A 12,340-nucleotide genomic window follows, 5' to 3' on the forward strand; every position below is an offset into this window, starting at 1 on the left:
AGGAGCGACTTTATAATTATGAAAATAGGAATTACATGTTATCCTTCTATGGGAGGTTCTGGCATCATTGCGACTGAACTAGGGATAATTCTCGCTGAACGTGGCCACGATGTACACTTCATCACTTCAAACTTACCGTTTCGTATCCGTAAACCACTTCCAAATATTACGTTTCATCAAGTTGAAGTAAATCAATATGCTGTATTTCAATATCCACCTTATGACATCAGCCTCAGTACCAAAATAGCCTCCGTTATTAAAGAATATGATTTAGATATCTTACATATGCATTATGCTGTACCACATGCAATATGCGGAATTTTAGGACGTCAAATGTCTGGGAAAGATGTAAAAATTATGACCACATTGCACGGTACTGATATAACAGTCCTAGGATATGATCATTCGTTAAAAGATGCTATAAAATTCGGTATAGAAAATAGTGATGTAGTGACCAGCGTCAGTCAATCATTGGCTAAACAGACAAAAGAAATTATTGGTACTAAAAAGGAAATTGAACCTATCTATAATTTTGTACGTGAAGTAGATTTTCCAACCAAAAGGAACGATAAATTAAAAGAATTGTATGGTATTGATCCAGACGAAAAAGTTTTAATACATGTCTCTAATTTCAGACAAGTTAAACGTATTGATACTATTCTAGAAACCTTTAAAAAAGTACATGATCGCATTCCATCTAAATTATTACTTTTAGGCGATGGACCTGAGTTAATGGAGATGAAAAAACTTGCTAGAGATTTAGGCATTCAAAATGACGTTATGTTTCTAGGCAAGCAAGAATTTGTGAATCAATTTTACCAAATGTCTGACTTAGTTTTACTGCTCAGTGAAAAAGAAAGTTTTGGTTTAACCCTGCTTGAAGCAATGAAGACAGGAGTTGTACCTATTGGTTCTACAGCAGGCGGAATTAAAGAAGTTATTAAACACGAAGAAACTGGTTTTGTCGTGGATATAGGGGACAGTGAAAAAGCAAGTGAATATGCTATTTCATTATTAACCGATAATACTTTATATCAAAAAATACGTAAAAATATGCTTAAAGATATTTCAGAACGTTTTAATTCGGATTTAATTGCTGATCAATATGAATATTACTATAAACAAATGCTAGAGGATTAATTATGAATAAAGATTTATTTTTAAAAGCAGCCCCAATCTTACAAGAAATTCAAGATAATGGATTTGAAGCCTATTATGTAGGAGGAGCAGTTCGTGACTATTTAATGGGTAGACCGATACATGACATTGATATTACAACAAGTGCTTCTCCTGATGAAATAGAAAGTATTTTTGCTCATACTATTCCCATTGGCAAAGAACATGGCACAATTAATGTCGTATATAACCGCGAAAATTATGAAGTGACAACATTTAGAGCTGAGGGTGAGTATGAGGATCATCGAAGACCTAACGAAGTCATTTTTGTCAGAGATTTATATAAAGATGTCGAACGCCGTGATTTTACAATTAATGCGATAGCTATGGATAATCAATTTAATATTAAAGATTATTTCAACGGATATACTGATATACAAAATAAATTGATAAAAACAGTGGGTAACCCTTATGAGCGTTTTGATGAGGATGCTTTGCGTATTTTACGTGGATTGCGTTTCAAATCGCAATTACGTTTTGATATTGATTGTAACACTTATAATGCCATGCAAGAAAAAATTGCTGACACTGAATATTTATCAATTGAACGTATTATAATAGAATTACGCAAATTATTAGAAGGAACGGATGCATCAGTTGTTTATCCTTTATTAAATGAATTACAATTCTTTAAATATGTGCCGTTTTTCAATTCATTTGACACTGAGGATATCAAGATTAATGAACCTATTAAATTAGAGATGTTAATTGCAATAATGTTATTCAAACAACCTTCAAATATTTCATTATCAAAACTAAAAATAAGCAATGATAGTAAGAAAGAAATCCAGAAATATATAACAATTTTAAAAAAGCTGCCAGAAATTCAAACTAAGAAAGCGTTAAAGGTATTCGTTTATGATTATGGTATCTCAATACTTTCTTATATACTGGATATGAGAGATACATTAGCAGCCAATCAGATTAAATTAGGACATCCGCTTATTTTTAATATTAAAACTATAAATGATATAAACCAAAATTTAATCATACACCAACGTAGTGATATGATGGTAAATGGTAAAGATATTTTAGAGTCCTTAAATTTAAAAGGAGGACCTTGGTTGAAAAATGTGCTGCGTGAAATTGAATGTGCCATTATCAACCAAGAAATTCCAAATCAAAAAAGTGAAATCATAAATTGGGTGAGAACACATGTCGAAATATAGTCAAGATGTCGTACAAATATTATATGAAAATCAACCAGAATTTGTATCAGGGCAAACAATTGCTGAGCAATTAAATATTTCTAGAACTTCAGTAAAAAAAATAATTGATCAGTTAAAAGCAGAGGGTTGTGAAATTAATTCTGTAAACCAGAAAGGGCACCAACTTAAACAATTGGCAGATATTTGGTATCCGGGTATTGTAGAAAAAATAGTTGATGCGCAAGGATTCTTCCAAGAAACTTTTGTTTTCCCAACTATCGATTCCACACAACTTGCGGCTAAACAAAAACTTGTTGGAAATCAAGATAGTATTCTTGTATTAAGTAATGAACAAACAAAAGGACGTGGACGCTTTAATAGACCATGGGATTCTGCTAAAGGCAAAGGCCTATGGATGAGTGCAGTTTTCCGTCCAAATGTTCCTTTTTCAATGATTACGACTTTCAATCTATTTATGGCACTCGCAATCAGAGAAACAATTCAAGAATTCTCTAATGACAGAGTCGCAGTAAAATGGCCTAATGATATTTATATAGGTGATAAAAAAGTGTGTGGCTTCCTTACAGAAATGTCTGCAAATAGCGATGGTATCGAAGCTGTCATTTGTGGAATAGGTATTAATATGAATCAAGAAGCCAGTGAATTTCCTGATGAAATTGCTCACCGAGCTACAAGTATATTTAATCATTTTGATGAAAAAGTAAATCGCTATGCTTTCTTGAAATACCTATTAGAAAATATTAATAAGCGCTATATTCAATTTTTGACTGTTCCATTTGAATCCATACGCGAAGAATATATCGAACACTCAAATATTTGGAATAGAAAATTAAAGTTCACAGAAAATGATGAACAATTTCCGGGTAAAGCAATAGGTATAGATAAAGATGGATTTTTACTCGTTGAAGATGAAAAAGGCGAAAAGCATCGATTAATGAGTGCAGATATAGATTTATAGAAAGGAGGCGATAGTGTGGGTCAAACAACTTATGCCGTGGTAGATTTAGAAACAACAGGCAATCAAAAAGACTATGATGATATTATTCAAATCGGTATCACATTTGTGAAAGGTTTTGAGATTGTTGGTTCTTATCATTCTTTAATAAAAACAGACCTGGAAATACCACCTTTTATACAAGCACTCACTTCAATAGAAGATCAAATGTTAACGCAGGCACCTTACTTTAATGAAGTGGCTGAAGAAATATATGAATTAATGAAAGACAGTGTGTTTGTTGCTCACAATGTTGCCTTTGATTTAACTTTTTTAAAAAAAGCTTTTAAAAAAAGCAATATAACTTACCAACCTAGGAAGGTAATTGATACAGTAGAACTATTTAAAATTGCTTTCCCAACAGATAAAAGCTATCAACTTAGCGAATTAGCGGAATATCATGATATTCCATTGGAAAATGCCCACCGCGCTGACGAAGATGCAGCAACGACAGCTAAACTGATGATTAAAGCTTTTAATGTTTTATATGGTTTACCAGCTGATACACTAAAACAACTTTATTATTTAAGTAAAAATTTAAAATATCAGTTACACGATGTTATTTTTGAAATGGTACGCCAAAAAGGCACGCAACCATTAGATAACAAGTATGAAAAGTTTGAACAAATCATTTATAAAAAGCAAGTTGACTTTAAATCACCTCAAATTGATTTCGAAGGGACAACTGAAGATTTTTATAGAAAAGTGATTAAGGCATTAGATTATACTTTCCGCCCGCAACAACTTTACTTAGCTGAAACAATATTGGATCAATTGATGCATAGTGAGAAAGCGCTTATAGAAGCACCATTGGGTTCAGGAAAATCCTTAGCTTATTTGATTGCCGCTTTAATGTATAATATTGAAACAAAACAGCATGTCATGATATCTACAAACACTAAGTTACTGCAAAACCAGCTGTTAGAACATGATATACCGACACTTGAGCAAGTATTAGGTTATCGTATCAACGCAGCAATTATAAAAAGTAGAAGAGATTATATTTCTTTAGGCTTAATCAGCCAAATTTTAAAAGATGAAACACAAAATTATGATGTGTCATTATTAAAAATGGAATTACTTGTTTGGATAACTCAAACAGACACTGGAGACATTCAAGAGTTGAATCTTAAAGGCGGGCAAAAAATGTATCTGGAACAAAAATCAGAGACTTATGTGCCTGTCCGTAACGATATTCATTACTATAATTTCTTAAAAAGGAATGCTCAAAATATTCAAATCGGTATTACTAATCACGCTCATTTAATACATGCATCTCAAGAAAATAGTATCTATCAATTATTTGAAGATTGTATTGTAGATGAAGCACATCGATTACCCGATTATGCGTTAGATCAAGTAACGAATGAATTAAGCTACTCGGATATCAAATATCAATTAGGACTTATTGGCAAAACAGAAAATGAGAAGTTGCTAAAAGCAGTTGATAATTTAGAACAAAAGAGAATTTTAGAACAATTAGATATTCCACCAATAGACGTTTTTGGCTTGAAATCAGCAATAAATGATATACACGAGTTGAATGAAAAATTATTTACAACAATATTTGATATTATCCATGAATCAGATATCCATGACGATGATAATCACAAAATACATTTTGTAAATAATTTTGACACTGCTCCAATTTTAAAAGATATACACGATATCATTCATAAACTCAATTTAACGTTAGAGTATTTTAATGGTATGAGTCATAAAACTATTAAATCAGTACGTAAGCATCTACTATATTTGAATGATCATTTTCGTGCGATTGAACAAAGCATAAAAGATAATCATACTTGTTTCTTATCTATTAAAAATATGGAACAAAAATCAACGATTACAATTTATGTCAAAGATTACAAAGTGAGAGATATATTGACTCAACAAATACTTGATAAATTTAAATCACTTACTTTCATTTCGGGTACTTTAACTTTTAATCGTTCTTTTGAATCATTTAAAAACTGGTTTAAAGAGGATGAGCACTTTAACACATTTATCATAGATGATGTAGTGAAAAACGAAAACAAAGCAACAATATTTATCCCCGATGATGTTGCACCTTATCATTACAAAGACGTGGAAAAATATGAACATGCGATTGTAAGTTATATTACAGAATACGTAAATGTGACACAGTCTAAATGCTTAGTTCTGTTTACGAGCTATAAAATGATGTATCACGTGCAGGAATTGCTGAATGAATTACCTGATTTTGAAGATTATATTATTTTATCGCAGCAAAATAATAATCAAAATTACAAAATCGCACAACAATTCAATAGTTTTGATAAATCAATTTTACTAGGAACAGGGACATTCTTTGAAGGCTTCGACTTTCAAGGTGACGGTATTAAATGTGTAATGATTGCTAAACTACCATTTATGAACCAAAACAATACAAAATATTGGTTAATGGATTCTGAATTCGTTTCAACTTTTAAAGATTATGTCTTACCAGATGCTGTTATTCGTTTTAGACAGGGACTTGGACGATTAATCAGAAACGAAAATGATAAAGGAATCATTGTTTCTTTTGATGATCGTCTTATTAAAAGTAATTACCAGCATTTTTTCACACAAGCATTAGAGTCCTTTAAAAAAGTGAATGGAAATATTCAACAGTTTGGAAAAATATTGAAAAATTTAAAAACATAGTAAAAATTATCAACTAGAAGTAGGACGGTAATTTTGATAAAATAAAGTCGGGTTTAAATTAATGTAACGTGAAAAATCGATAAAATTATCAATTCGATTTAAATAAAGTTCTTTTTATGAACTTAAAAAATAATACAAATGAAGTATAGGAGTTTGGTTATGAAGACAACAATTAAAGAAGCTAAGAACCATATCGGCCAAGAAGTAACAATTGGTGCTTGGCTGCATAATAAACGTTCAAGCGGTAAGATTGCATTCTTACAACTTCGTGATGGCACAGGATTTATGCAAGGTGTCGTTGTAAAATCAGAAGTGGATGAAGATACTTTCGCTACTGCAAAAAATATTACTCAAGAATCTTCACTTTATGTGACAGGTACAATCACTGAAGATAATCGTTCAGATTTAGGATATGAAATGCAAGTGAAATCAATTGATATTATTCAAGAAGCACATGATTATCCAATTACACCTAAAAATCACGGTACAGAATTCTTAATGGACCATCGTCATTTATGGTTACGTTCAAAAAAACAACACGCAGTAATGAAAATTCGTAATGAAATCATACGTGCAACATACGAATTCTTCCATGAAACTGGTTTTGTTAAAATTGATCCGCCAATTTTAACAGCAAGCGCACCTGAAGGTACAAGTGAACTATTCCATACTAAATACTTTGATGAAGATGCTTTCTTATCTCAAAGTGGTCAATTATATCTTGAAGCTGCAGCTATGGCTTATGGAAAAGTATTTTCTTTCGGTCCAACTTTCCGTGCTGAAAAATCTAAAACACGCCGACACTTAATCGAATTCTGGATGATTGAAGGCGAAATGGCATTTTATGAACATGCTGACAGTTTAGAAGTTCAAGAACAATATGTTACACATGTAGTACAATCAGTACTTAAAAATTGTGAACTTGAATTGAAAATTTTAGATAGAGATACTTCTAAATTAGAAAAAGTAAAAACGCCGTTCCCACGTATCACTTATGATGATGCTATTGAATATTTAAAAGAACAAGGATTCGATGACATTGAGTGGGGCGAAGATTTTGGTGCTCCGCACGAAACAGCAATCGCGAATCATTATGATTTACCTGTTTTCATCACTAACTATCCTACTAAAATCAAACCATTCTATATGCAGCCAAACCCTGAAAATGAGGATACTGTATTATGTGCAGATTTAATTGCACCCGAAGGTTATGGTGAAATTATTGGTGGTTCTGAACGTATTAATGATTTAGATTTATTAGAAGAGCGTATTGAAGAACATCAATTAGATCGCGAAAGTTATAACTATTATTTAGATTTACGTCGTTACGGCTCAGTTCCGCACAGTGGATTTGGTCTGGGATTAGAACGAACAGTAGCATGGATTTCTGGTGTAGAACACGTTAGAGAAACAGCTCCATTCCCACGTCTATTGAACCGATTATACCCATAATATTAAATTGCCAACAGAAAATATATAATGGTCCAGTCAAATGATTTTTCTTTCTTTCATTCGGCTGGGCCTTTTCAAATAGAAAGGGGATATGGATTTGGATATAAATTTTTTGCGAAAACGTCCGATGGTTTTTAGAAGAGAATTACTAGATCATTATAGCGAACTAGGCTTAACAGAAACTGATTTAGTTATTTTAATGAAACTTATCTATGAGAATGAACATTCCAATAAGCAACCCTCAATTCAATATTTATGCCAGGGAACAACAATGAAAGAACGGGAAGTAACTGGTGTAATTCAACGATTAATACAACTTGATTTATTTAACCTAACTGTCCAAAAAGATGAAGAAGGTCGTTTTGCAGAATTTATGGATTTAGATGGATTTTATAATTCATTTAAAAAGATACTAGAAAAAGAAGCTTTAAATCAAAAAGAACAATCGGATGAAGAGACTTTTAAAGAACTTTTTCAATTTATCGAACAATCTTTTGGGCGTCCGCTTTCACCAATTGAAATTGATACTTTAAATCAATGGATTGATGTTGATAAACATGATATTTCAGTAATCCAAGCTGCAGTTAATGAGGCTTTGAGTCAGGAGAAAGTTAACTTTAAATACATCGATCGAATATTATTGAATTGGAAAAAGAACAATGTCAAAACAGTTGATGAATCTAAAAAAATCAGTCAACAATATCATGCACCTCAAATGAAACATACTGTAAAAAATATACCCAAATTCGATTGGTTAAACGAGGGGGACTCTTAAATGTTAAGCAAAAAGAAAGCATTGAGTATGATTGACGTCATCGCTGAAATGTTTCCAGATGCTGAGTGTGAATTAAAACATGACAATCCTTTTGAACTTACAATTGCGGTCTTGTTATCAGCTCAATGCACAGATGTTTTAGTCAACAAAGTAACGGCTAAGTTATTTCAAAAATATAAAACGCCGCAAGATTATATAAATGTAAGCCTCGAAGAACTTGAACAAGATATTCGTTCAATTGGGTTATATCGAAACAAAGCTAAAAATATTAAAAAACTATGCCACTCATTGATTGATAAATTTGATGGTAAAGTACCTCATGATCGAGCTGATTTAGAAAGTTTAGCTGGTGTAGGTCGAAAGACTGCAAATGTCGTAATGAGCGTGGCCTTTGGTGAACCTGCTTTAGCTGTAGATACACACGTTGAAAGAGTTTCCAAAAGACTAGGTATTTGCCGTTGGAAAGATAGCGTAAAAGAAGTTGAAAACAGACTTTGTTCTATTATACCTAAAGATAGATGGACCAAAAGTCATCATCAACTCATTTTCTTCGGGCGTTATCATTGTTTAGCTAGAGCACCGAAATGTGATATTTGTCCATTATTCAATGAATGTAGAGAAGGGCAAAAAAGGTTTAGACAGAAGATTAAAAAAGAAGCCGAAAAATCATAGGAGTTGTTAAATTTGATTACGAAATCAGACTTTGAAAAGCAAGAAGAATCCCTTGATCAACTTTCAAAAAATAAAAGACTGACTTCACAAGAAGGAAAAAGTCAGCTTGATGCTTATTTTTATTTACTACAAAGTTATTTCTGTGAAATCAATAATATATCTAGTATTGATTTTGATAGTCTCGACAATTATCCAATCGTTCCAATAAATTTTAAAGAACGCTTTGAATATATTAATGAACGTTGTCATCATTTCATGGGGTATCGACAAATGAAAACCTTAGCTTCTGAACTAATTAAAATGAATGCTGCCTATAAAACTAGACAAGCGCATCAAAAAAAATAAAAAGTGCAGTGCTAGAAAAATAATTCTAGCAACTGCACTTTTTTGTTATGATGCTTTATTATTGAAAATTGCATTAAGGTTAAAGAATTTAGTTAATGCATTTCCACTTTGTTGATTGTTGTTCCCGCTTTGTTGATTACTATTGTTTTGGCTATTATTACCTTGTTGGCTGCTTTGTCCAGAACTATTATTTGAACCGCTGTTACTACTGCTGCTACCACCATTTACAGCAGTACCATTACCATTAACTTTTCTGCCAGTAGTGTCGTTATCTGGGTGTCCAGCAACAGATAAATCTTCTTTACTTGATCCTTCAACAGAAGAAGGTTTTTGGAAATCTGCACCGTCACGAGGACTAATGTCTGACATTACATCTTCAAGTAAATATTGTGGATATTCTTGTTCACTATGACCAACAAATGAATTTTCACCATAATCTTTTACTTTATTGAAGCCCATCCAAACTGACATTGAATATTTAGGGGTGAAACCATTAATCCACACATCTTTAGCTGCATTATCAGGTAAGTTGTATTGTTGATATGTTTCACTGCCGTAAGTACCTGTACCAGTTTTGGCTGCTAGGTTAACACCTGAAACGCCGTGTCCATATGCAGAACCCCAAGCTTCAAATGTACCTTTCAAGACTTCTGACAGCATATATGCTGTGTAATCGTGCATAGCTCTGTGATGCTTCCAATCAAATTCAGTTGTTGCTCCATCTTGATCAACTACTTTAGTGATTGCGTGAGCTTGGTTGTATTCACCGCCATTAGCTAAAGCTGCGAATGCAGATGCTAAATCTGTAGGTGAGAATTCAGAAGATGAACCACCGAGTACTTCTGATGGACCAATTTCACTTTGATAGTTAAGGCCTACTTTTTTAGCAAAATTCTTAGGTGCATCGCCGCCAGCATCTTGTTTAGTTTGTTGCCAAGCTTTAAGTGCCGGGATGTTGAAACTTTGTCTCAATGCATCATATAACGATACAGTACCATGACTCTTCGTATCATAGTTTCGGAACGTCGTTCCGTCTACCATATATTCTGACTCATCTTGGATAGCATGGTTTGTAGCCCATTGCATATTTTCAATTGCAGGTCCATATGCTAAGAATGGTTTTAATGATGAGCCGGTAGGGTGAGCGTCTGTTGCTAAGTTTCTATCGACAACATCCTTGAAGTTTCTGCCGCCTGAAATAGCTACAAGTCCACCATTTTTACTATCTACAATTGTAGAACCGACTTGTTGGTCATCATTTTTATAATAATTACCATTGTTGATATGGTCTTGTAATGATTTTTGAACGCTAGAATCCATGTTAGTGTAAATTTTAACACCACTGTTCAAGATATCACCTAAATTTTTATCTTTATATTTAGGGTGAGCCATCAACTCAGTTTTAACAAAGTTCACATAAGAATCCATTTCTGAATCTTTATTATCAGCCTTGATCGAACGTTGTTCCGCATTACGCTTCACAAGATTTTTCTCGATAGGAGTATCTTGTGCTTTTTTCATTTCAGCTTCAGAAATTCTGTGATGATAATGCATTAAGTATAAGACTGTATCTTTACGTGATTCCGCTTCTTTAGGATGATCATATACGTTATACAAGTTTGGCACTTGAGGTAAACCAGCTAAATAAGCTTCTTCAGGTAAAGTTAAATCTTTCAAGTCTTTATCGAAGTAGTATTTCGCTGCTGCTTTAACACCATAAACACCGTCAGAATAGTAAATTTTATTCAAATAAATCTGGAAGATATCATCTTTACTATATTCTTGCTCTAAGCGATATGATAAGTACGCTTCTTGTGCTTTACGGCCAATTGATTTTTGGTCTGTTAAGAATGAACGTTTAACAACTTGTTGTGTTAAAGTAGATGCACCTTGTGAACCGAAGCCACCTGTAATGTTTTTACCGACAGCGCCGAATAAACGTTTATAGTCTAATGCGCCATGTTTGTAAAATCGGTTATCTTCAGTCGCTAATACTGCATCTTTCATGTGGGTTGGAACATCTTTCAAATCCACATGCGCTCGTCTCTGACCATTATCAAGCGTTTTAACTAAGTCACCGTTCTTATCATATATCTTAGCTGGAATAGGGTCTTGCAATTTCGCATCAGTAAAAGCAGGTGCTTTCCATGCGTAATATGCAAATAAAAGGACCCCAATCAGTGCTAAAACGATAAAGGCAATAAGTATAAAGCCAATAATCTTGATGATTGTCCTTTTAATACTCTTATTCTGTTTTTTACCGGACTTTCCATTTTTTGAATTGGAAGTCCCTTTTCTTTCCGTCATACGCGGTCCTCACTTTCATCTAATATCAACTTATCAACGGCTTTGAGATAATTCAAACGTGGTTGATACTGATAAGGAATATGGTAACCATTTTTTCTAATTTCTTCAACTGTAATTGATTTCTTTATTTCTTGTTGATACCTTTTCCAAAAATACTCAAATGGTACATATGGTAATAGATACACTTCATCCAAAGTTTTAAAACGTATAAGAAGAAAAGCGATACCTTTTTGTTCGTGCACTGCTTTCATATGCATGACTTGATGTTCATGTATATTTTGCAAAGGAAAAGAAGTTTTGTTTTTAGTTTCTTTTGCTTCGAAATCAATATAATAGCCATTATAAATTCCATTATAATCAGTTGTAGAAGGTGTTCGGAAATATGCTTCTTTGATGACTGCTTTACTGCGTTTTGGATAAGAAACGTCCACGATTTGGACTGGTGTCGGTTTCTTATGAATAACAGCTTTTCCTATCGAAAGGTAGTAATCATTCGTTAATTCTATTTCCTTTTCCAAAGTCATACCGCGACCACCATATTTGATTTTACTCGACATATGGTCATTTGTGCGTCCAACTTTAGTCTTATTTCTATTAAATGGTTTGCCATTTGGATAATTCATTATTTTCACCACACAATAGGTTTGTAAAACCGTAATCATTATACACAACTGACAGGTTTATGCAAATTCCGTGAACATATTTATATACTAAGAATAAAATAAGTTATTTGAAGCTCTTCAACTTATCCAATCATATATGTATATGTCATTAATTTTAACG

10 protein-coding genes are annotated in these 12,340 nt (G+C 32.9%); 8 read left to right on the forward strand and 2 right to left on the reverse strand.

Going from position 1 to position 12,340, the window contains the following annotated elements; genetic code table 11:
- Positions 1-18: 18 nt before the first annotated feature.
- From bshA to A4G25_RS02045, 8 genes are all read left to right on the forward strand, one after another.
- Positions 19-1,140 (forward strand): N-acetyl-alpha-D-glucosaminyl L-malate synthase BshA, encoded by a 1,122-nt coding sequence (gene bshA / locus A4G25_RS02010; RefSeq protein ID WP_047131064.1) that lies wholly within the window; start codon positions 19-21, stop codon positions 1,138-1,140.
- Positions 1,141-1,142: 2 nt separating this feature from the next.
- Positions 1,143-2,345 (forward strand): CCA tRNA nucleotidyltransferase, encoded by a 1,203-nt coding sequence (locus A4G25_RS02015; protein ID WP_047131065.1) that lies wholly within the window; start codon positions 1,143-1,145, stop codon positions 2,343-2,345.
- Entirely contained in the window at positions 2,332-3,303 is a 972-nt protein-coding gene (locus tag A4G25_RS02020) for a biotin--[acetyl-CoA-carboxylase] ligase (protein WP_047131066.1), read from the forward strand. The genes A4G25_RS02015 and A4G25_RS02020 overlap by 14 nt, the downstream gene beginning before the upstream one ends.
- Positions 3,304-3,318: 15 nt before the next feature.
- On the forward strand, positions 3,319-6,006 hold the full coding sequence (locus tag A4G25_RS02025) for a helicase C-terminal domain-containing protein (protein WP_047131067.1): 2,688 nt from the start codon (positions 3,319-3,321) through the stop codon (positions 6,004-6,006).
- Between the two features lie 159 nt (positions 6,007-6,165).
- A complete protein-coding gene (gene asnS / locus A4G25_RS02030) occupies positions 6,166-7,458 on the forward strand; it encodes an asparagine--tRNA ligase (RefSeq protein WP_047131068.1) in 1,293 nt (430 codons plus the stop codon).
- A gap of 97 nt (positions 7,459-7,555) precedes the next feature.
- Positions 7,556-8,233, forward strand: coding sequence for a DnaD domain-containing protein (locus A4G25_RS02035; RefSeq protein ID WP_047131069.1), 678 nt, complete (start codon positions 7,556-7,558; stop codon positions 8,231-8,233).
- Complete coding sequence (gene nth / locus A4G25_RS02040; protein ID WP_047131070.1) at positions 8,234-8,905, forward strand: endonuclease III; 672 nt, start codon at positions 8,234-8,236, stop codon at positions 8,903-8,905.
- A gap of 12 nt (positions 8,906-8,917) precedes the next feature.
- The gene (locus A4G25_RS02045; protein ID WP_047131071.1) at positions 8,918-9,250 is read left to right on the forward strand and encodes a YpoC family protein; all 333 of its coding nucleotides are present in this window, start codon (positions 8,918-8,920) and stop codon (positions 9,248-9,250) included.
- A 45-nt stretch (positions 9,251-9,295) separates the two neighbouring features.
- Here the strand turns inward: A4G25_RS02045 and A4G25_RS02050 are convergent, their stop codons facing one another.
- A complete protein-coding gene (locus A4G25_RS02050; protein ID WP_047131072.1) occupies positions 9,296-11,557 on the reverse strand; it encodes a transglycosylase domain-containing protein in 2,262 nt (753 codons plus the stop codon).
- On the reverse strand, positions 11,554-12,180 hold the full coding sequence (gene recU, locus A4G25_RS02055; protein WP_047131073.1) for a Holliday junction resolvase RecU: 627 nt from the start codon (positions 12,178-12,180) through the stop codon (positions 11,554-11,556). The genes A4G25_RS02050 and recU overlap by 4 nt, the downstream gene beginning before the upstream one ends.
- Between the last annotated feature and the right edge of the window lie 160 nt (positions 12,181-12,340).

The sequence above is a fragment of the Staphylococcus condimenti genome, assembly GCF_001618885.1.
GTDB classification, from domain to species: domain Bacteria; phylum Bacillota; class Bacilli; order Staphylococcales; family Staphylococcaceae; genus Staphylococcus; species Staphylococcus condimenti.